The organism is Desulfatibacillum aliphaticivorans DSM 15576 (assembly GCF_000429905.1).
Taxonomy (GTDB): Bacteria; Desulfobacterota; Desulfobacteria; order Desulfobacterales; family Desulfatibacillaceae; genus Desulfatibacillum; species Desulfatibacillum aliphaticivorans.
Genome location: NZ_AUCT01000008.1, coordinates 112,648 through 132,095, shown reverse-complemented (window position 1 = coordinate 132,095; position 19,448 = coordinate 112,648). Strand labels below are relative to the sequence as shown.

General features: G+C 54.7%; 21 protein-coding genes. 13 read left to right on the top strand and 8 right to left on the bottom strand.

Annotation, left to right across the window (positions count from 1 at the left end; genetic code table 11):
• Positions 1-7: 7 nt before the first annotated feature.
• From G491_RS0109295 to tsaA, 5 genes are all read left to right on the top strand, one after another.
• Positions 8-934, top strand: coding sequence for an AEC family transporter (locus tag G491_RS0109295; protein ID WP_028314397.1), 927 nt, complete (start codon positions 8-10; stop codon positions 932-934).
• Between the two features lie 60 nt (positions 935-994).
• Entirely contained in the window at positions 995-1,909 is a 915-nt protein-coding gene (locus G491_RS0109290; RefSeq protein WP_028314396.1) for an MBL fold metallo-hydrolase, read from the top strand.
• An 11-nt stretch (positions 1,910-1,920) separates the two neighbouring features.
• A complete protein-coding gene (locus G491_RS0109285) occupies positions 1,921-2,268 on the top strand; it encodes a phenylpyruvate tautomerase MIF-related protein (protein ID WP_015947867.1) in 348 nt (115 codons plus the stop codon).
• Between the two features lie 473 nt (positions 2,269-2,741).
• Positions 2,742-3,569 (top strand): NRDE family protein, encoded by an 828-nt coding sequence (locus G491_RS0109280; RefSeq protein ID WP_248635354.1) that lies wholly within the window; start codon positions 2,742-2,744, stop codon positions 3,567-3,569.
• 17 nt (positions 3,570-3,586) lie between these two features.
• Positions 3,587-3,985: a tRNA (N6-threonylcarbamoyladenosine(37)-N6)-methyltransferase TrmO gene (gene tsaA, locus G491_RS0109275; protein ID WP_028314394.1), complete on the top strand. Its 399-nt coding sequence runs from the start codon at positions 3,587-3,589 to the stop codon at positions 3,983-3,985.
• A gap of 23 nt (positions 3,986-4,008) precedes the next feature.
• Here the strand turns inward: tsaA and G491_RS36640 are convergent, their stop codons facing one another.
• Both G491_RS36640 and G491_RS0109265 read right to left on the bottom strand, forming a co-directional pair.
• Entirely contained in the window at positions 4,009-4,386 is a 378-nt protein-coding gene (locus G491_RS36640; protein ID WP_028314393.1) for a prepilin-type N-terminal cleavage/methylation domain-containing protein, read from the bottom strand.
• A 373-nt stretch (positions 4,387-4,759) separates the two neighbouring features.
• The gene (locus tag G491_RS0109265; RefSeq protein ID WP_015947863.1) at positions 4,760-5,392 is read right to left on the bottom strand and encodes a helix-turn-helix domain-containing protein; all 633 of its coding nucleotides are present in this window, start codon (positions 5,390-5,392) and stop codon (positions 4,760-4,762) included.
• Positions 5,393-5,661: 269 nt separating this feature from the next.
• Here G491_RS0109265 and G491_RS0109260 point away from each other — a divergent pair, with 269 nt between their 5' ends.
• The 6 genes from G491_RS0109260 to G491_RS0109235 all read left to right on the top strand — a co-directional run bounded on the left by G491_RS0109260 (position 5,662) and on the right by G491_RS0109235 (position 10,070).
• Positions 5,662-6,900: an HD domain-containing phosphohydrolase gene (locus tag G491_RS0109260; RefSeq protein ID WP_015947862.1), complete on the top strand. Its 1,239-nt coding sequence runs from the start codon at positions 5,662-5,664 to the stop codon at positions 6,898-6,900.
• Positions 6,901-6,919: 19 nt separating this feature from the next.
• Positions 6,920-7,714, top strand: coding sequence for an alpha/beta hydrolase (locus G491_RS0109255; protein ID WP_015947861.1), 795 nt, complete (start codon positions 6,920-6,922; stop codon positions 7,712-7,714).
• A gap of 113 nt (positions 7,715-7,827) precedes the next feature.
• Positions 7,828-8,298, top strand: a complete 471-nt coding sequence (locus G491_RS0109250) for a putative periplasmic lipoprotein (RefSeq protein ID WP_015947860.1) — start codon at positions 7,828-7,830, stop codon at positions 8,296-8,298.
• Between the two features lie 69 nt (positions 8,299-8,367).
• Positions 8,368-8,640, top strand: coding sequence for a DUF3467 domain-containing protein (locus G491_RS0109245; protein ID WP_015947859.1), 273 nt, complete (start codon positions 8,368-8,370; stop codon positions 8,638-8,640).
• A 28-nt stretch (positions 8,641-8,668) separates the two neighbouring features.
• Positions 8,669-9,397 carry a SagB/ThcOx family dehydrogenase gene (locus G491_RS0109240; protein WP_015947858.1) on the top strand — a complete coding sequence of 243 codons (729 nt, stop codon included), beginning with the start codon at positions 8,669-8,671 and terminating at the stop codon, positions 9,395-9,397.
• Between the two features lie 61 nt (positions 9,398-9,458).
• A complete protein-coding gene (locus G491_RS0109235; protein WP_015947857.1) occupies positions 9,459-10,070 on the top strand; it encodes a class I SAM-dependent methyltransferase in 612 nt (203 codons plus the stop codon).
• Between the two features lie 367 nt (positions 10,071-10,437).
• On the opposite strand, the gene G491_RS0109230 is transcribed toward G491_RS0109235, so the two are convergent.
• The 6 genes from G491_RS0109230 to G491_RS0109205 all read right to left on the bottom strand — a co-directional run bounded on the left by G491_RS0109230 (position 10,438) and on the right by G491_RS0109205 (position 17,058).
• Positions 10,438-11,187, bottom strand: a complete 750-nt coding sequence (locus G491_RS0109230; RefSeq protein ID WP_028314392.1) for an ABC transporter ATP-binding protein — start codon at positions 11,185-11,187, stop codon at positions 10,438-10,440.
• A complete protein-coding gene (locus G491_RS0109225) occupies positions 11,178-11,954 on the bottom strand; it encodes an ABC transporter ATP-binding protein (protein WP_028314391.1) in 777 nt (258 codons plus the stop codon). The genes G491_RS0109230 and G491_RS0109225 overlap by 10 nt, the downstream gene beginning before the upstream one ends.
• 1 nt (position 11,955) lies before the next feature.
• A complete protein-coding gene (locus G491_RS0109220) occupies positions 11,956-13,668 on the bottom strand; it encodes an AMP-binding protein (RefSeq protein ID WP_028314390.1) in 1,713 nt (570 codons plus the stop codon).
• Positions 13,669-13,712: 44 nt separating this feature from the next.
• Positions 13,713-14,774, bottom strand: a complete 1,062-nt coding sequence (locus G491_RS0109215; RefSeq protein WP_028314389.1) for a branched-chain amino acid ABC transporter permease — start codon at positions 14,772-14,774, stop codon at positions 13,713-13,715.
• Position 14,775: 1 nt separating this feature from the next.
• Complete coding sequence (locus G491_RS0109210) at positions 14,776-15,645, bottom strand: branched-chain amino acid ABC transporter permease (protein WP_015947852.1); 870 nt, start codon at positions 15,643-15,645, stop codon at positions 14,776-14,778.
• Positions 15,646-15,777: 132 nt separating this feature from the next.
• Positions 15,778-17,058: an ABC transporter substrate-binding protein gene (locus G491_RS0109205; RefSeq protein ID WP_028314388.1), complete on the bottom strand. Its 1,281-nt coding sequence runs from the start codon at positions 17,056-17,058 to the stop codon at positions 15,778-15,780.
• An 842-nt stretch (positions 17,059-17,900) separates the two neighbouring features.
• On the opposite strand from G491_RS0109205, the gene G491_RS33625 reads away from it, so the two are divergent.
• Both G491_RS33625 and G491_RS0109195 read left to right on the top strand, forming a co-directional pair.
• A complete protein-coding gene (locus tag G491_RS33625; protein WP_015947850.1) occupies positions 17,901-18,599 on the top strand; it encodes a MerR family transcriptional regulator in 699 nt (232 codons plus the stop codon).
• Between the two features lie 47 nt (positions 18,600-18,646).
• On the top strand, positions 18,647-19,261 hold the full coding sequence (locus G491_RS0109195) for a class I SAM-dependent methyltransferase (RefSeq protein WP_028314387.1): 615 nt from the start codon (positions 18,647-18,649) through the stop codon (positions 19,259-19,261).
• Positions 19,262-19,448: the final 187 nt, after the last annotated feature.

The following is a 19,448-nucleotide window of genomic DNA, read 5'->3' as shown; positions in this document are numbered from 1 at the left end:
TTGTTTTATGCTTTCCATTATTGAAACCATAGCCCCCATCTTCATGGTTATTATGGTGGGATGGGGGTTATCCCACAAAAAAATTCTCACCCAGGAAGTCAGCGGCCCGCTGAACAAAATCGTTTTTTACCTGGCTATTCCGGTAATGATTTTCGAAAAGGTGGCCCACGCCGATTTTTCCGCCAACTTTTCCACCACCCTGGTTGTCGGCGTGCTGTTGGCTGCGGCCTCCGGGTTTTTTCTGGCCGTCCTGGTCGTTTCCATTTTCCCTGTGTACCCGCGACACAAAGGCACTTTCGCCCAGGCCTCGTTTCACGGCAACATCGGCTACATCGGCTTGGCCGTGGCCTATTACTTTCTGGGCGATCTGGGGCTCACCCGGGCCAGCATCCTGTCCGCGTTCATTCTGATTTTGCAGAATTTTTTGTCCGTGGCCGGGCTGCAATATTTTTCCAATAACGAACAAACCAGGGGCAAGTTTTCCGTGTTCCTTAAAAATGTGGCGGGCAACCCGGTGATTATTTCCGCGGTGGCGGGCTCCGCCGTCTCCCTGGCCGGCATACCCATTCCCGAGATAATTTCGCGTTTTTTGCACATTATTTCCGGCATGGCTTTGCCCCTGGCCTTGCTGGATATCGGCGGATCCTTGTCGTTCCCCGTAATCAAGGCGCATTGGGCGCCCACCTTGGCCACGGGCTTCATCAAGTTGCTATTCCTGCCTGCGGCGGGATGGTTTTTGTTCACTATGATGGGCGTGCCCCATGATCTCCAACTGGTGGGGATCATTCTTTTGGGCGCTCCCACAGCGACGGTCACTTATGTCATGGCCCGGGAAATGGGCGGCGCCACCGCCCTGGCTTCCTCGGCCATATCCCTTAATACCCTGGCTTCGGCCTTGACCTATGTTTTATGGCTGGGCATTATCGTGCAATAGAAGAGGCGTTTTTTACGGCGCGGTCAGGCTGGCTGAAGCGAGGGCTGGAAAGGAGTTTCGGTGAGTAATCGCAAGCAAGAGTGTGTGGAGCAGACTTTCGGACCGGTCCGGTTTCTGCCCGGACCCAATCGCGGGAAATACCCCCATTGCCATTCGCTGTTCGTGGAGGAGGCCGGGGTGCTCATCGATCCCGCGTCAGACAGGGAGCGCCTCAAGGAGTTGCGGGACCAGGGCAAGGTCCAGGTGGTCTGGCTCACCCACTGGCACGAGGACCACATCGCCCACTTGGATTTGTTCGACGATCTCCCCTTGTGGATTTGCGAGGAAGACGCCCTTCCCCTATCCAGCAAGGACATCTTTTGCGACTGGTACGCCCTGGATCAGCCGGGCATGGAAAACGTGCGCGCCTACTGGATGGACATCCTGGAGTCCCAGTTTCATTTCAAGCCCCGGAAGCCGGCCCGCCTGCTTGTGGACGGCGAAACCATCAACCTGGGAAACGTGACCGTGGACGTCATTCACGCTCCGGGCCACACTCCGGGCCATACCTGTTTTTACTTCCGGGAGCCAGGCGTGCTTCTTTTGGGGGACTACGACCTCACGCCTTTCGGCCCCTGGTACGGGGACGTTCTTTCCAGCATCGAGCAGACCGAGGCCTCGGTCAAAAAGCTGCGCCAGGTTCCGGCCAAAGTGTGGACCGCCTGCCACGAAACCGGCTTGTTTACGGAACAGCCCGGACAGGTCTGGGACGATTATCTGCAAGTCATACGCACCAGGGAGGACAAGCTCCTGAGCTTCATGACCGAACCCAGGACCATGGAAGACGTCATCGGGCAGCACATAGTTTATTTAAAGGCCCGGGAGCCCAAAGAGTTTTTTGAGATGGGCGAACGCGCAATCATGGGTAAGCACCTGGAAAGCCTCATCGCCCAAGGCAGGGCCGTCAAAAACGGCGACTATTACGAGCTGATTTAGGAGGATCACGCATGCCTTTAATTAAAATTGAAACCAATCAGGCCATCAGCGAACCCGCCCGCCAGGGCGTTATGGAAAAGGCTTCGGCCTTTGTCGCCAACCTGTTCGGCAAGACCGAGCAATACGTCATGGTGACTCTGGAGCCAGGCAAAGACATGATGTTTGGAGCAACGACCGGCCCCACCGCCCAAGTGACCATCAAGAAAATCGGACTGGACGCGGAAAAATGCTCGGAATACGCCAAGGCCGTCTGCGACTTCCTGCAACAGGAGCTGGATGTGCCGCCCGATAGGGTGTTTGCGGCCTTTGAAGACGTTAATCCCAAGCAACTGGGCTGGAACGGCAAAACGTTCGGATAGCCCCAAAAAAAAAGGGCATGCACGGCCGAGCCGCGTATGCCCTTATGTGCTTATGAAAGGAACCTGAAGGCGCCGTGTGACACCCTTGGCAAGACGCGTGGGCATTCGCCTTATTTGGAGCATCCGCCAACAAGCCCTGAGCACCAACGCCCAAGTATCCTTCATAAGCAAATTGTAAACCGGATCAAGGCCGGCCTTTTCGGCGTTTTAGCGGGGATTTTGCTTATCCCCTTGCCTGATTTCATTTGCAAACAAAATGCCAGAAACAGCCTGTTTTAGTGTGAATTTTGTCACAAATCCATGAATCCTGCGTGGTTTGGGGATGAAAGAAAACCTCCATTGTTTTTTTTTGGTTGTTTTGCAATCAGGAAAAGTAAAACGGCTGCGGCCCGGGAGGGAATTTTCGCCGCAAACCGGGAATTTTCACCGGGCATTTTTTCCCAGCTTGCGAGTTTGGCAGGCGCTTCGGCGCTTTGGGCGAAACTGAATTAAAGAAAACGGAGCATCATCTTTTGTGCATCTTATTGTGGGCCTATCGAAAACATCCTGATTACCCCCTGATTCTGGCGGCTAACCGGGATGAATTTTTCAACCGCCCCACCGCCTCCATGGCCAGGTGGGACGATTTTCCCCATATTTTGGCGGGTAGGGACCTCCAGGGCGGCGGAACCTGGATGGGCGTCAATGATCGCGGACGATTCGCCGCTTTGACCAATGTAAGGGATATCTCCCGCATCAAGCAGGAGGCCAAGAGCCGGGGGCTGCTCGTCTCCGGGTTTCTCCAAAATCAGGACGCGCCCAAGGATTATCTGACAACGGTGCAAAAAAAGGCGGATCAATACAATCCGTTCAACCTGGTGGCGGGGGACCTGGGCGGCCTGTGCTGTCTTACGGGGGTGGACAACAAGGTCAGAAAACTGGACGAGGGCGTGTTCGGCCTGTCCAACTGGGGCCTGGACACCCCCTGGCCCAAGGTGGAAAAAGGCAAAAAGGCCCTGGCTTCCATTGTGGAGGACGCTCTGGAAAGCGGCCGCCTTGACAGGGAGGCGCTCTTCTCCATGCTGGCGGATTCCAAAACAGCGCCGGACGACAAACTGCCCGATACCGGCGTGGGCCTGGATTGGGAGCGCGTACTCAGCTCCATTTTCGTCAAAAGCCCAGGATACGGAACAAGATGCTCCACCGTCCTGACCGTCTCGTTTTCAGGGCGGGTGGAAGTGGAGGAAAGGACCTTCGGCCCGGACGGCGTGAACGGCGCCTGCAGCGTCGCCCGCCATCAATTTGAACTGGCTGACAGATAAAACCGGAGGAGCCGCCCATGGCTATTGTTTTTGAACCTATTGGAATTGTACATACTTCGGAAAAAAAGATGCCCCGGCACTGCTCGATTTCAGACGTGGAAGGAACCCTGGAAATCAGGCGGGAATTCCAGGCCGGGCTGGACGACGTCAAAGCTGGCGACCGGATTGTTGTGCTGTTTCATTTTCACAAAAGTCCGGCTTTTTCGCCGGAACTGATTCATCAAACGCCTCCACACGGCCCCAAGGCCAAGGGAGTCTTTTCCATATGCTCCCCGGTCAGGCCCAACGCCATCGGCATGTCGACGCTTTCCGTTCTGGACGTCCAGGGCAATGTTATTCACGTAAAAGGTTTGGACATGATGGACGGAACTCCTATCCTGGATATCAAGCCCGTCGTAACCGGCGGTCCTGATTAACCGCCGCATACAAAAACGCAGAACTAATTTTGAGACCGGGCGCCCGCGGCGTCAATTGTGTACACGATGTCCCCTTGGCCGTGCCTGGCAGTCAGTTCAAAATCCTGGAAATTCACACTGGTCACCGTGATGGCAACCCCGACGGTTTGCTTGAAGCCTGCGTCTTTAAGGTTATCCAGGGTGAAGTTATTGATTTCCTTGTGTTTTTCGTCTGCGTAATAAGCCATTACCGTAGAGTACGCGCTGGAAAGGTCGGCCTGGGCCGTGCGGTTATAGGCTTTTTTCCGGTAAGAAACAAAGTTGGGGATGGCGATGGCTGCCAGGATGCCGATGATGGCGATGACTATCATAAGTTCAATCAGTGTGAACCCTTGCTGTTTCCTTTTATTCAGGCGAATCATTGCTTTTATTCTCCTTTGGCTTGCACCAGGCAACACAAAACCGTCCTGTTCTGCGTATTGGCAAAGATTTTGTAAAACCTCTTTCCAATACGGACAGCATTTATGCATCGGGTTGCGGCGGACCGGTTTTCCGGCTAAGCAGGGCCGGCCCGCCTGAACTGAAAAAGTTGTGAATAGGGATTAGCAATGACAATGCCAAAGCGAGGGCTTTGTCTGGCAATTTTCCACCAAGAGGGAAGAAATTAGAATTAGCTCAGGAAAAAAACAAGAAAAAAATGGGATAACTGTGTTAACCAAAAGTTAGGAAATCAGAGCGGGAATGGATGCAACGGTGAAATTCACCAGGATAAGGTGAATTTCACCGTTCGGGCGCCTATTCGAATAATACGGCCAGGATGGTCGCCTTACCGCCCTTGCCGGTGATGCTGTGGGTGGTGGTGGAAAGATAGTAAGCGCTGTCGCCGGGCTCCAGGTCGAAAGAATCGTCCCCGACTTTCAAGTGGGCTACGCCGCTGAGCACAAAGATGAATTCTTCGCCTTCGTGGACCGACATTTCCGCGTCCGGGTTTTCCTCCAACTCCACCATAAGGGGCTCCATGTTCCGGCCGTGAACGTCATGGGCCAGGGCGTGGTAGCTGTACACCTTTTTGCCGCCTTTGCCCGAGGTGGAGCGGGCGATGCTTTTGCGCTCGCCTTTCCTTGTAATCTCGTACGGTTTATTGCCCTGACCGGAAATCAGCCGGGATAGAGCGCTGTCCAGGGCCTTGGAAAGCTTCATGACGGTTCCCAACTGGGGATGAATCGTGTTGTTTTCGATACCGTCCAGAAGATCTACGTCAAAGCCCGTCATTTGGGACAACTCTTGTAAAGAAAGGCCGCGTTGGGTGCGGATTTCCTGAATGCGCTTCCCTACATCCTCCGAGTCCTTGGAGTCTTCCTGAGAGATTTTTCCGGTCAGGCCTTCGAAAAAATCGTTATTTACACTGGGAATATCCTTATTATCCATGGGTCCCCCTGAAAAAGAGCATAAAAGCTGATGAGTTAATGTTCCGTTCAAATATACCATAGGGAACGCACTAATCACAAGCCCTAAAAAGCCCGGCGTATGGCCCGGAGGGGTTGAAAATTTTCTTGGCTTGACTTAAGTAGTAAAGACAATGGATTCTATACGCGAAAAAAAATCGTTTGACCTGGGCGCCCGGATAAAGCGCAGACCCCTGTTCATTCCTTGCGAGTAACCTGGTTTGGTTTCATGATTGGAGAAGGAGTTTGGCCATGATGAGGGAAAACGAAAAAATTCAGGCTCTGGCCACCCTGGGCGCGGACCTGAATGAGGTGCACGACCTGGATATTCTCATGGAGCGGATTCTCGCCCGTGCAAGAAAGTTCGTCAACGCCGACGCCGGCTCCATTTACATTGCCAACAACGGGGCTCTTGACTTTACCTACACCCAAAACGACACCCTCAGAAAAAGGCTTCCCAAAGGCGAAAAGCTCATCTACTCCACCTTTTCCATTCCCATTGATCAGAAAAGCGTGGCGGGCTACGCCGCTGCAACCGGCCGCCCCTTGAACCTGGAGGACGCCCACGCCATAGATCCGTCCAAGCCGTACGGCTTTAACAAGAAATTCGACGAAACCTCAGGATACCGCACCCGCTCGGTTTTGGCCATCCCCATGAAGAACATGAAGGATGAGGTCATGGGCGTACTTCAGATCATCAACGCCCAGGACGAAAGCGGCGAGGTCATTTCCTTCTCCCAGGAAGACGAGCAGATGATGTCCCATTTTGCGGGCATCGCGTCCGTGGCCCTGGTCCGGGCTCAGATGACCCGCGCCATTTTGCTGCGCATGATCAAAATGGCCGAAATGCGCGACCCCAAGGAAACCGGCGCCCACGTCAACCGGGTGGGCGGCTACTCCCTGGAGCTTTACGAGCGCTGGGCGGCCAGACGCAACATATCCACCGGGGAAATCGAATCCACCCGGGACAGCATCCGCATGGCGGCCATGCTTCACGACGTGGGAAAGGTGGCCATATCGGACCTGATTTTGAAAAAGCCCGGCCGCTTTACTCCCGAAGAGTTCGAGATCATGAAGCAGCACTCCGTTTTGGGCGCCCGGCTTTTCGCCGAGTCCCAGTCGGATTTTGACGACGCCGCACGGATCGTGGCCCTCAACCACCATGAAAGGTGGGACGGGAAGGGATACCCGGGGCACGTGGATTATCTGACCGGAGAGCCCCTGGAAGGCTACGCAGGGCCCAACGGCATGGCCCGGGGGAAAAAAGGCGAGGAAATCCCCATTCTGGGGCGCATCGTGGCCCTGGCGGACGTGTTTGACGCTCTGTGCTCAAAACGGGTCTATAAGGAAGCCTGGACCGACGAGGAAACCTTCAAGGTCCTGAAAGAAGGAAGGGGAAGCCAGTTCGATCCGGAGCTGGTGGACATCTTTTTCTCCTGCGTGGACGTCATCAAATCCATCCGGGAACGATACCGGGACGATGAGGAATAACTTAAACTCGGAGGCAAGCATGGACCCCCAAGAACTCCTGGAAAAGCTCGACAGCCCCCTGGTCTCGCAGTTTTTGTTTCATCCGCGCCCCCAATATCCTTCTCCGGTCCCCCCATCCGGGCGGGATATGACCATCCCGACCAACGACGGCGTACAATTGGGCGCCCGCATATATCTTGCGGATAAGGACAGCCACAATATCCTGTTTTTTCACGGCAACGGGGAGATAGCCGCGGACTATGACGACATAGGCCCGATTTACACCTCCCTGGGCATCAGTTTTCTGGTGGTGGATTATCGGGGCTACGGAAAAAGCGAAGGCTCGCCCAGTGTGTCATCCATGCTGACGGACGCCCAGACGGTTTTCGACCATGTATGGAGTTGGCTCAAACGCGAGGGGAGGACGAAAAGCCTATGGATCATGGGCCGGTCCCTGGGCAGCGCTTCCGCCTTGGAAATTGCGGCTTCCCGTCAGCCCGAAATCAATGGGGTGATTATAGAGTCCGGGTTCGCCCAGGTGGTTCCTCTTTTGCGCACCATCGGCGTTAATACCATGGACATGGGGCTCACCCGAGAGGACGATCCCGTGGCCAACCTGGCGAAAATGGCCGTATGCAAAAAGCCCGCTTTGGTCATTCATGCGGAGCACGACCACATTATCCCGCTGTCGCACGGGAAGAACCTCCATGAGGCTTGCCCGGCCCCGGTGAAGCAATTTTTCATGGTCCAGGGCGCCGATCACAATGACATCATGTACAGGGCGGGCAGGGAGTATTTTACTTTAATACAGTCGTTTTTGGAGCAAAATTCCTGAACGAAAAGGCAGGAAGGCCGGCCCGCTCCATAGGTCTTCTTGACATTACAGGCCAAGTCAGGCAAAAAAAGGACTGACCCGGTCCCGGGGAAACCCAACTTACAAGAGGAATCATGAAAAAGTTCGCAATTTTGTTTGTCTGCTCCCTGCTCCTGGCGGCCTGCGCCTCCCGGGGGGAAAAAACCCCGACGCATCCCATCCCGGAAGAAAAGCCGTTGTACGGGGTCACCCACGAAGGAATATTTTTCGTCCATGACTCCCTTGTGTTGAACGCCGAAGTGGATAGCGTGCAACTGGCCTCCCAGGCCACGGAATGGAAAAAACGGCCCATGGAAAAAGTGGGCGACTATCATATCTACGACTGCCGGAAAGACAATCACGACAGGGCGTTGTTTGTGTTTTACCGCAATTATTTCAAAATTCAGTACTGCTTTTATACGGACAAGTACGCCTCCATTCCCGGCGTCTTTGAAGGCAAGGAAGAGGTCATTAAGTATCTGGACCCCGAGGATGTATCCGCCACCGCCAAGGTCGGCCCTGTATTTTACACTACTGTACTGGATGAAGGCCCCCCGTTGTGGTGATTCGCCCAGGCGATTCCAGTGGCGACTGAATTCTCTCCATCTGCGCCAAACCCTTATCAGGAGAAGATCATGAAGGACGAACCCAAGGAAATCCGCGTTCATTTTCCGGAATCTTTGCATGGAGGCAATTACGCCAATAATATGACCGTTTCCCACACCCGCGAGGAATTCATTCTGGATTTTTTGATGATAGCGCCTCCGGCCGGAGCCGTCACCTCCCGGGTGGTCACCAGTCCGGGACACCTTAAACGCATGATTTCCGCACTGCTGGAAAACCTGAAAAACTACGAAGAAATGTACGGGGAAATCCAGCCGTCCCAGGAACCCCGGACAATGCACTAAAGCGCAGCCGAAAAAACAGGGAGGGAATATGGATGGAATAGGGGACAGGTTTCAAAAGGAAACCAAATACCGGCGCGACAAACTGCCGGGCGGGCGCTTGGATCTTTCCACGCGGCCCAAGCCGTATAAAGAATACGAAGGGGCGAAAAAAATCGTCCTGGACAAGCCCAAACCCCGGCTTATCGCTCCCCTGGACCTGTGCATCAGAACCCGCAGAAGCGTCAGGCGCTTTTCCGGCAAGGCCGTCTCGTTTCAGGATATTTCCTACATAACCTGGGCCGCGGCCGGCGTTCAGCGTATTGAGGAAAACTACCCCTTTCGCACCGCCCCCTCAGCCGGCGCGTTGTATCCCATTGAAACCTACCTGGTTGTTCATAACGTCGAGGACGCGCCCCCCGGCCTGTACCATTACTTTCCCCTGGATCATTCCCTGGAATTGATGGAAGAGGGCGATTTTCGCCCCCATGCGACCCGTGCGGCCCTGGATCAGAAAATGTGCATGTCCGCCGCCGTGACCTTTTTATTCACGGCGGTCTGGGAGCGCAGCAAGTGGAAATACAAACAGCGGGCCTACCGATACATTTATCTGGACGCCGGGCACATGGGGCAAAACCTGGCCCTGAGCGCCGCCGGCCTGGGCTTGGGAACCTGCGCCATCGGCGCCATATACGACGAAGAAGCAGACGCCCTCCTGCAACTGGACCCGGAGGAAGAGGGAATCATTATGATGGTCGCCGCCGGGCATCCAGTCAGATAAGCCGGGCAGTAATCAAAACTATAAATATCTTCGCCTTGAAAAATGAGGCCGAAAGAAGCATATGGATATCAAAACTCTGTACAATCTGCCCGTTAAGGGCTTTTTAGCCGAAGACGAAGCCCAAAGGCTTTACGACATCGCCCTGGAAGCGGGCGCCAAAGGCCCCTGCCTGGAAATCGGCAGCTATTGCGGCAAGTCCACCCTGTTTTTGGGAACCGCCTGCAAGGAAGCCGGCGCAGTGCTGTTTTCCATCGATCACCACCGGGGCAACGAGGAGCAGCAGCCAGGCGAGGAGTATCACGACTCGGATCTGGTGGACGGCGAAGGCCGGATGGATACCTTTCCCTTTTTCCGGAAAACCCTGGAAACCGCCGGCCTGGAAGATACGGTCATCGCCATGGTGACCAAGTCGCGCATCGCCTCCAGGCAATGGGCCACGCCTTTGGCGCTGGTGTTCATTGACGGCGGCCATACCTTTGAAGCGGCCTATACGGATTATGTCTCGTGGGCGGGGCATGTGATGCCCGGCGGCTACCTTGCCATTCACGACATTTTTGACGATCCGGCCAAGGGCGGTCAGGCGCCTTACGAGATTTACAACCTGGCCAAGGCGTCCAAGCTCTTTGAAGAGTGCCCCATGACCGGCGCCCTGGGCGTGCTTCGCCGGCTTTAGGTCGAATGGACATGGGGTCAAATCTACGTTTGACGTTTGAGGCTTCTTTGAGGCGGGTTTGAATGAAGCAATTCGGGCGACATTTTGTTGGGTCTGAAGTCCGCATGCATGATCGCTGGCTTTCAGCTTGAACGCCGGACTTCTTAACCCAACCCATGTCTCTCCATGCCGCGCTGTTGGGTAGAGCCCCGCGAAACCCAACAAAATTGGGGCTTTAATCGCCTGATGAATTTCATGGAGGCGGGAAAGGCCGTCGTCCCGGCAAGGGGCGGTCCTTTTTTCAGGACCGGCCCGCAAGCCGGGATTCAGCGCCCTTTTTTGGGGGGAAGGCATGGCCTATACAAGACGGATTGTTATCCGCCCACTGCTACAGACCCAGGTAGGTCTTGCGTATCATTTCGTCTTCCAGCAATGCGTCGCATGCGCCCTGGGCGATAATTTTGCCCGTGGAAAGCACGTAGCTTCTGGAAGCCATGCTGAAAACCGAGGCCACTTCCTGCTCCACCAGCATGATGGTGATGCCCAGCGACCTGATTTCGGCGATCTTGTTAAAAACCTCCTCCCGCATTAACGGCGCCAGCCCGGTGGAGGGCTCGTCAATGAGCAGGAGCTTGGGCCGGGACATCAAAGCCCTGCCGACGGCCAGCATCTGCTGCTCGCCGCCGGACAGGGTGCCGGACACCTGGTTCAAGCGGTCTCCCAGGACCGGAAAGAGCTTGAACACCTTGTCCAGTTCGTCCTGGATGTCGGCTTTTTTCATATGGAGAAAAGCGCCGGCCATGAGGTTCTCCTTAACGGTTAATTCCCTAAAGGGCCTGCGCCGCTCCGGGCAGTGGACAAGCCCCATTTTTACAATTTGATGGGCCGGGGTTTTGGAGATATCCTTGCCGTCGAACATCACCTTGCCTTTAATGGTGATATCTCCCTGGGAGGTCCCTCTAAGGGTCATTTTATCCCAGGCCACCAACCCGGTTATAGCACGGAGTACAGTGGTCTTGCCGGCGCCGTTCGGGCCCACGAGACTGACCAGCTCTCCCTCATCCACACGGAGGGAGACGTCATTGATCAACACGGCCCTGTCGTAACAAACAGTCAGGTTGGAAACTTCTAAGAGCACGTTGTTCCTCCATCTCCCAGATAGGCCTCAATAACCTTGGGGTCTTTGACCACCAAGTCCGGGGGGCCGTCAGCCAGTATGGTTCCAAAGTTCAGCACAATGATGCGATCCACGATTTTCATGAGCTGCTGCAGTTTGTGTTCGATGATGATCATGGCCGGACCTTCGCTGTGCAGGCGGCCGAAGCGCCCGCCCTTGTGGAGCCGGGCCACGGACTTGGCCATCAACTCGGTTTCCGCAGGGCTAAGGCCTCCAAAAGGCTCGTCAAGAATAAGCAGTTCCGGGTCCGTTGCTACGGCCCTGGCCACTTCAAGCCTCTTGAGGTCCCCCTGAGACAGGGTGGAGGCCTTTTCCAGAGCCATGTCCGATATGCCTGCGAACTCCAGGGCGTCCATGGCCTTGGCTTCCACTTTTTTCACCCATTCGCCGCGTTTCATGGCTCTGGGGCTCAGGCAGGGCACCATGACGTTGGCCACAATGGGCAAACGCCGGAACGGGCGCATGTTCTGGAACGTGCTGGCAATGCCCATATTCACAATGTTCCAGGTTTTTGCGCCGGTGATGTTCTTGCCTTTGAACTTAATGGAGCCGGACGTGGGCTTGAGTATGCCGCTGATAAGGCGCAACAGGGTGGTTTTGCCCGCCCCGTTCGGTCCGATAAGGCCGATGATCTCCCGGCGGCCCATGCTGAAAGTTACGTCATTGGTCGCCGTCAGCCCGCCGAACTCCTTGCGCAGATTTTTTATTTCCAAAAAAGATTGGGCCATTTTAGGCTTCCTCCACTTCCTCCCGAAGTTCGCGTCTGGACACCTTGCCCACGTCGGTCTTGGGCAGTTCGCCCCGGAATTCTATGATCTGGGGTACTTTGTAATGGGCGAGTTTGGTCTTGCAGTACTCCGTGATTTCCTCTTCGGAAATTTTTCCCCGGGCTTCCGCCTGGAGAACGACGTAGGCTTTGATCATCTGGCCGACTTTGGGATTGGGAACGCCCACCACGCCGGCGGCCTTGACCTGGGGATGGTCGTACAGGACCTCCTCCACGTGCTTGGCGAAGACCGAGTATCCCTTGTATTTGATGAGGTCGCGCTTTCTGTCGAAAAAGTAGAAATACCCTTCCTCGTCCATTTTCACCAGATCGCCGGTCCTGAGCCAGGTCATGCCCGCGAGTTCCACCATGGTTTCCTGATTGTCGTCCGGGCGCTGCCAGTAGCCGGTCATGATGCTGGGGCCGGAAAGGACCAGTTCACCCACTTCGCCCACAGGCATGGCTTCGGTTCCGTCCACGTCGATGATGGCAGCCGTGATGTTGGGCAAAGGAATTCCAAAAGAGCCTCTTTTGGGCCTGTGAGGAGGGTTGGCCAGGCTGGCGGCTGCGGTCTCGGTCATGCCGTAGCCTTCGATGATCCGGCTGCCTGTGCGGCGCTCCCAGTCTTCCACGGTGGTATCGTGCAGGGTGTCTGCGCCGCAAACCACCAGTTTGAGCTTCTTCCAGTTCACCCGGTTGGTTTTGTCGTATTCCTTCAGGTATTCGAACAGGGTGGGGACTCCGTAGAATGCCGAGGCCTGATACTGATCCATGGCGTTGAGAATCTTGTCCAGATCCGGGGTGGTGAACAGAACCAGGTTGAATCCGTGCACCAGACCGGTCAGCATGATGATCACCTGACCGTAAATGTGGAACAAAGGTAAAAAGGCGATGACGGTTTCGTTGCCCTCTTCCAGCAGGTGGCCCCAGAACTCCATGGCCTGAGCCTGGCATGACACAATGGTGTAATGGCTGATCATGGCTGCCTTGGGATGGCCTGTGGTGCCGCCGGTGTAGGGCAGGGCGGCCAGGTCGTTAACCGGGTCGATTTCCACTTTGGGCGGGTTGGGGGAGTGCTTTTTCAGCAGATCCTGGAGGCTGATCAAACCCTGGTCGGCCATGGTCGCCGAGTCCGGGGCTTCCACCCCGCCGTAAGCCTTGCCTAAAATGCCCTTGGTGAACAGTTTTTTCAGCTTGGGCAAATATTCATTGACGCCCGTCAGAATAATCTTGTCCAGCTTCACTTCCGCCTCGATCACATTGTCGTAAAGAAAATCCTGGCAAACAATCACTTTGGCGCCGCTGTCCGTGAGCTGATGGCGCACTTCGCTGCTGCTGTATACCGGGCTGACCGGGGTCACCACGGCGCCGATCATCAAAGCGCCCATGTAGCAAATGATGAATTGGGGACAGTTAAGAAGGTACAGGGCGACCCGGTCCCCCTTCTTGATTCCCATGGAATCCAGGGCCGCGGCGAATCGATCCGCCTGATCTTTTAACTCCTTATAACTGATATTCCTGCCATAAAAATTCACCGCGGTCTTTTTGCCGAATTTTTCCGTCACTTGATTGAAAAGATCGGGAACGGAAACCTCCGGAATATCGATCGTGTGCGGCGCCGATTCCGGATAATGTTGCAACCACGGCTTGGATATATATGCCTGCATTGCGTCCATCTATACTTACCTCCCTATTTCTAAGGTATGGGGGTCAATATTTGTCATGTCATATCGGCGTTGCATATTCGGCAACTTCGTCGGAAAAATACATTACGCACTTTGCACCTGGGGCATTCCGACTCCACCTTGTCCCGCAGCCAGGGAATCAACCCCTCGGGCATGAACCGGAGCGTAAGCAGAACCAGGGCCGCAAAGATGAACATCCGCATTTCCGGAAGGCTGGGAAAATTGTCCAGGATGATCCTGAGCACTTCCATGAATGGGTTGAGGATGTACACCCCGGCGATGGGGCCGTAAATGGAGACCATGCCGCCGAAAACCGACCAGATGATGACCTGGAACGAGAGGCCTATTTCCAGAGTGGAAGGGCCGGCCAGACGCATAAAATGGGCGTACAGCCCGCCGGCGATTCCCGCAAAGAAGCCGCTCAGGCAAAAAGCCAGGAGCTTGTACCGGGTGGTGTTGATTCCTGCCGCTCTAGCAGCCACTTCGTCTTCCCGAATGGCGTGGAGGATGACTCCCGTGTTGGAGTCGGTAATCTTCCACATGACCCCGCCCAGGATCAGCATCAGACTGGTGGTCACGTAATAATCCATCACCCGGGAACCCGTCAGCTTGGTCAGGCCGGAAAGCCCCAATTCGCCTCCGGTGATGCCGGGAAAGGCGAACACGAGGCCCATGAGAATGATGGGGAAAGCCAGCGTGGTGAGAGCCAGGTAGGACCCTTTCAGGCGCAGGCACGGAATGCCCACGATAAGCCCTGTCAGGACAGCGCCCATGGCGCCCAGGGGAATGGAAAAATACGGCGGCAGGCCTAATCTGAGATTAAGCAAGGCCGTTACATAGGCGGCCACCCCGAAAAAAAGTGCGTGGCCGAAGTTCATTTGTCCGGTAAACCCGGACAGTAAATCCCAACTCGCTGCTAAGATAGCAAAAATAGACGTTAATATCATGATGCGCAGAATGTAATAGTCCTGTGTCACCAAGGGTAATGCCAGCAAGGCGATAGCGAAAACCATCACCGTCACGCGGCTGGGCAGCACCAACACTTCAGCGCGCAGGATCTTTAACACTCTGCGGATATATGTAACCACAATACGCATCCTAACGCTCCTCCTCGAAGGATACACCGAACAATCCTTCCGGTCTGACCAGCAGCACCAAAATCATAATGGTGAGTGCTACCGAATCCTTAAGAAAAGACCCCATGGGCACCATGAAAACAACCAGGGACTCGGCGAATCCCAGGATGTACGCCCCCACAAAACTTCCCTCGATGCTTCCCAGGCCGCCCAGCACCACGATGGCCAGCATCATGATCAGGGGATGCATCCACATGGTGGGCTCCACCGTCACCAGAGGCGCCACAATGGCGCCCGCAATGGACGCCAGCCCCACGGATACGGCCATGGTAACAAAAGCCACGCCAGTCACGTTCATGCCCATGAGATTGGCCACTTCGCGGTCGTTGGCGGTGGAACGGATGGCCAGGCCCGTGCGGGTTTTCATAAGGAATAAACGGACGGAAACAAGGACAATAAGAGCCAGTCCCAGAGCCAGCAAGTGCTGGTTGGTTACCTTCACCCCCAGTATGGTAGTGTACCCTCTGACCAGAGGTTCCACACCCAGGTAGTGGCCTCCAAAAATCATCAGGAACACTTCCTGAAGCATCATGCCCACGGCAATGGTGGAAATGAGCATGGCGGCCTCGTGCTCCTGGATCGGCCGGATGAAAAAATTGTATACGAGCAATCCTAAAAGGATTGTGAGGGCGATGGCCACCAGCATGCACAAAATGGCAGGCAGGCCCAGCAATTTGGTTCCAACGTAAATCATGTATGCCGACGTCATATAAAGAGCTGTGTGGGCGATATTGATAATCCGCGCCACGCCCAGGACCAGGGAAAATCCAATGGCCAGCAAGGCGTACACACTTCCTTTAATGAGGCCGTCGATAAGCATATCAACTAACATAAATCACCTCACAAGCTTCCCCACAAACACCAATGGAAACCGGCGCCCAAGCGGTAGCTCGCTATTTGGTTCGGGAAAAATCGGCCTTCCCGGCGCCAAGGCCGGGAAGGCAGACACAAAAGGCAAATCTTGTTACTTGTTTTTCCAGTATTCCACCATCCAGGGCGGCAGTTTGTAGGGCACGGAGCCTTCATAGGTAACGCCCTCCCAGTTGTAGGGCCATACACACTTCATTTCGCCGTCCCGCCATTGGGTTCCAAGGGCGGTCACGTAATTGGGGCCCCAGGTGACATCGTGAGACTTGTCAAACACAACCCTGCCGGCGGCGGTGTTTAAGTCTGTGGCTTCAAGCATCTTCACGACTTCGTCGGAATTGATGGTTCCTGCTTTTTCAATAGCAACCTGTAAAATTTTGATTGCGTCATGGGTGCCGGCCGTGTAGTTCGGCATCTCCCCATAGCGTTTCCTGTAGTCTTCGACAAAGGGGATGGTGAATTCGCTAATTTTTACCGGGTTGTAAGTGTTGATGGTCAGCACGTAGTTGCCCGCCCCGTTGGTGGCTTCCCAGAAGCCGCTTTTCTGGCTTTCCACATTGATGCCCACAGGAGCGGCCGGGACCTTGAGCTCGCCCATCTGCTTGGCGAAGGTCAGGCCCACGGAGGAGGAAAAGGTGGTGAAGACGATATGAGCGCCGGCCCTCTGGATGGCCGAAAGCTCGGCGGAGCAGTCGGTGGCTACCGGGGAAGGACGCCATACGCCGGCCACTTCCATGCCCATTTTTTCGGGAATTATTTTTTGGGCGGCGGCCACAATGGGGTCGGCCCAGGCGGCTTTTTCAGCCACAATGGCCACCTTGACTTTTTCAACGCCAAGCTCCTTTTTGATGATAGCGCCGGCGGTGCCGAGAAGAATAAAGTCCACCTTGCCCAGGTAGCTGGAATTGATGGGAGTCAGGCGGAACCAGTATTTATAGGTGTCATAGTCGTCCAAAACTCGGGTGCAAAGCTGGGGATGGGCGGCGCCGCAGCCTATGAAAACCGTTTTGGATTCCATGGCAATGTCCTGCATCACCAGCACGGCTTCCGTACGGAAACCACCCACGAGGAAATCCACTTTATGGCGCGAGACAGCCATTTCAACGGCGTTTGTGGCATCCGGGATGCTCAAAAACTCGTTGGTGTCCACTTTCACCAGTTCAATTTCCCGTTTTTCCTTGCCGACTTGAATGCCCCCGGCGGCATTCACCTCTTCCGCGGCCATGGTGGCGCCGTTCCAATGCCCCTCGCCTTGTGTAAAGGACATGGGGCCCAATACACCGATTTTAATCGGCTTTGCTGCCGCGGTGGACAGGAATAGCCCCCAGGACAATGCCAGTCCCGCCATAAGTACAACGATGATCTTGCATGATTTCATAAGCTCCCTCCTCATTTTGTGTGGGTGAACCACGCCTCCTGTCCGGCGAGCACGCACTCCACCGCACCAGCGTGATAATTTAGATTGTTTGGGCGACTTATATGCAACAATACATCTATTGCCGGTGCGGACCGCCTTGGGCGCACAGCGCTCTGGCGACAAGAGGAGAGGGTATGGGGCCAGACAAAAACTCAGGTCTTGTTCTAAAGACGATATTTCCAGTGAAAACAAGGAAATAAAACGTTTTCGGCTGATCTCATCCGGCCTTGGCAAGCAAGGCCTCCGCCTTTTTCCGCCTGGGACGAGCCTCCGGATTTATCCGGGTGTGTAAATCCCGTCCAGCCGTAACCGGCTCTTAACCTTCCTGGAATTGCAGATGGGGGAAGGTTTGTATTTTATGGCGACCAAACCCTAAAAAGGAAATCGGGTTCGGCTTCGGACTTTATATATTTGGGGCAATTCCGCAAAAACGAGCTTCAAGAACAGAAAACGGAATAAATAGAACTGTATAGAGTGTATGATCACTATACGTTTAGTGACTCTATACGAAAGTTTTGCTTTATTTTTAATAAACAGTAGGATACATTGTCAAGCACATTTTGCTTACCGTCGTTGAAAACAAGGCTGTACCCCGGTAGTTTTTTGCGAGCAAGTGTTCGGTTCTTATGACAAATATCCCCGTGGATACACTTTATCGAGTCCTGTTTTTTTGGCGTCCGCCCCCCAGTAAAAGTCGGACGTCACTCCGTTTGCAGTTGCGTTGGTTGCGAAGAAGGCCCCATTCCGGTATAGCGTTCACTCTGGGGTGAAAACCCCAGTTATTTTACAGGGAGGCAGGTTTTATGAAAATCAGCGAATTGGTCAAATGCACCGGAGTGCCCAAACAAACCATACATTATTACATCCGGGCCGGCTTGTTGCCCAAGCCGGAAAAAACCGGGAGCAACTCCGCCGATTATGACCAGAGTTATGTGGAACGCATTCATTTAATTAAGGAATTGCAAAACGATTTCTTTTTTCCGCTGCCCACGATCAAAAAGGTGTTGTGGGAGCACAGGAGCGCCAGCAAGCAGGCCTTGCTGAAGCTGCGCATGGAGTTTTTCCGGCCCATGGAGCATTACCTGGGGGCCGGGGTCAAGGGAGACGAGGCTTTTCTGGAAGCCACGGGCCTTGCGGCGCGCTGGCTGCCCAAGTTGAAGGAATGGAACCTGATCGGCTCTCTCACTGAAAACGGGGAAAGCGTATACTCCCAGGATGATGTGAGCATCGGAAAGGTCATGGTGGCCATGGCCAAATCCGGAATCAACCGCAAATCCAGCTTTCACCCTGAAATCACCATGTCCGCCATAGGCAAGCAGTTCACCGATATCGTCAAGATTCTCATTGACGACTTTCACCAAGCCACCGAGGACGCTAAAAATCAGGAAAAACAGGAACTGGCGCTGAGGGGGCACGAGGTCATGGGCGTGCTTTTTTATCATTTATATAGAAAATACGCCCGGCAATTCATAGAAGAGGGCGACGGCCCGGGGCAGAACTAATTCATGCGGCCGCCATTGCGTTTATGTTCCGCCAAGCAGGGACGGAGATGGAAAAAGGCTACTCCCAAAACGCCGGCCTATACGCCTCCTTTTACGAAGGCGTGAGCCCGGAGCAGGCCTACGCCCCATGGCTGCATCTGCTGCCCAAGCCGGGCGCCAAAGTTTTGGACGTGGGCGCCGGATCGGGCAGGGACGCTTCCTGGCTGGAAAAGAGGGGATGCCAGGCGACCGCCGTGGAGCCCTCGGCCGCCATGCGAGAAAGGGCCAGGGAGCTTCGCCCCCAATCCTCGGTCCGGTGGATTGACGACAGCCTTCCCCTGCTGAACGCAGTCCTGAGCCTAAACGAAAAATTCGTCCTGATTCTGCTGAACGCTGTATGGATTCATGTATCTCCCGACCAAAGACCCGCCGCCATGGAATCCCTGGCAGCCCTTTTGGATTCAAACGGGGTCTTGGTCATAACCCTGAGGCACGGCCCCTCGCCCGACCAAAGGGTGATGCATCCGTGTTCGGCCCAATCCCTTGAAAGGCTGGCGGCCGAACAGGGGCTGAAAATAATCCTGCACGCTGATCTGCCTGACCTCTTGGGCAGAGACGAGGTCTCCTGGACCCACATGGCCTTCACCCAGGCGGCCGGCGAGACGGACGAAAAATCTTTGTAATGCGCAATCCGGCCATCCGCCGGATTTGGAAATAAGCTTAAAAAATATTTTGGAATGAAGGGGCAAATGGCTCTGAAGGAACAAACCCGACGCTCATAAATAGAACGAACGTTCGTTTTTTCTTGACAATGACCGCCAAAATGAATAACCGTGTACCGGCTGAATTTTGCTACTCAACAAACCCCAA

What these genes read in the sequence shown, in the direction of transcription:
- G491_RS0109295 (WP_028314397.1), top strand. Translation starts at nt 8, where the DNA reads ATGCTTTCCATTATTGAAACCATAGCCCCCATCTTCATGGTTATTATG.
- G491_RS0109285 (WP_015947867.1), top strand. Translation starts at nt 1,921, where the DNA reads ATGCCTTTAATTAAAATTGAAACCAATCAGGCCATCAGCGAACCCGCC.
- tsaA (WP_028314394.1), top strand. Translation starts at nt 3,587, where the DNA reads ATGGCTATTGTTTTTGAACCTATTGGAATTGTACATACTTCGGAAAAA.
- G491_RS36640 (WP_028314393.1), bottom strand. Translation starts at nt 4,386, where the DNA reads ATGATTCGCCTGAATAAAAGGAAACAGCAAGGGTTCACACTGATTGAA.
- G491_RS0109265 (WP_015947863.1), bottom strand. Translation starts at nt 5,392, where the DNA reads ATGGATAATAAGGATATTCCCAGTGTAAATAACGATTTTTTCGAAGGC.
- G491_RS0109260 (WP_015947862.1), top strand. Translation starts at nt 5,662, where the DNA reads ATGATGAGGGAAAACGAAAAAATTCAGGCTCTGGCCACCCTGGGCGCG.
- G491_RS0109255 (WP_015947861.1), top strand. Translation starts at nt 6,920, where the DNA reads ATGGACCCCCAAGAACTCCTGGAAAAGCTCGACAGCCCCCTGGTCTCG.
- G491_RS0109250 (WP_015947860.1), top strand. Translation starts at nt 7,828, where the DNA reads ATGAAAAAGTTCGCAATTTTGTTTGTCTGCTCCCTGCTCCTGGCGGCC.
- G491_RS0109245 (WP_015947859.1), top strand. Translation starts at nt 8,368, where the DNA reads ATGAAGGACGAACCCAAGGAAATCCGCGTTCATTTTCCGGAATCTTTG.
- G491_RS0109240 (WP_015947858.1), top strand. Translation starts at nt 8,669, where the DNA reads ATGGATGGAATAGGGGACAGGTTTCAAAAGGAAACCAAATACCGGCGC.
- G491_RS0109235 (WP_015947857.1), top strand. Translation starts at nt 9,459, where the DNA reads ATGGATATCAAAACTCTGTACAATCTGCCCGTTAAGGGCTTTTTAGCC.
- G491_RS0109225 (WP_028314391.1), bottom strand. Translation starts at nt 11,954, where the DNA reads ATGGCCCAATCTTTTTTGGAAATAAAAAATCTGCGCAAGGAGTTCGGC.
- G491_RS0109220 (WP_028314390.1), bottom strand. Translation starts at nt 13,668, where the DNA reads ATGGACGCAATGCAGGCATATATATCCAAGCCGTGGTTGCAACATTAT.
- G491_RS0109215 (WP_028314389.1), bottom strand. Translation starts at nt 14,774, where the DNA reads ATGCGTATTGTGGTTACATATATCCGCAGAGTGTTAAAGATCCTGCGC.
- G491_RS0109210 (WP_015947852.1), bottom strand. Translation starts at nt 15,645, where the DNA reads ATGTTAGTTGATATGCTTATCGACGGCCTCATTAAAGGAAGTGTGTAC.
- G491_RS0109205 (WP_028314388.1), bottom strand. Translation starts at nt 17,058, where the DNA reads ATGAAATCATGCAAGATCATCGTTGTACTTATGGCGGGACTGGCATTG.
- G491_RS33625 (WP_015947850.1), top strand. Translation starts at nt 17,901, where the DNA reads ATGAAAATCAGCGAATTGGTCAAATGCACCGGAGTGCCCAAACAAACC.
- G491_RS0109195 (WP_028314387.1), top strand. Translation starts at nt 18,647, where the DNA reads ATGGAAAAAGGCTACTCCCAAAACGCCGGCCTATACGCCTCCTTTTAC.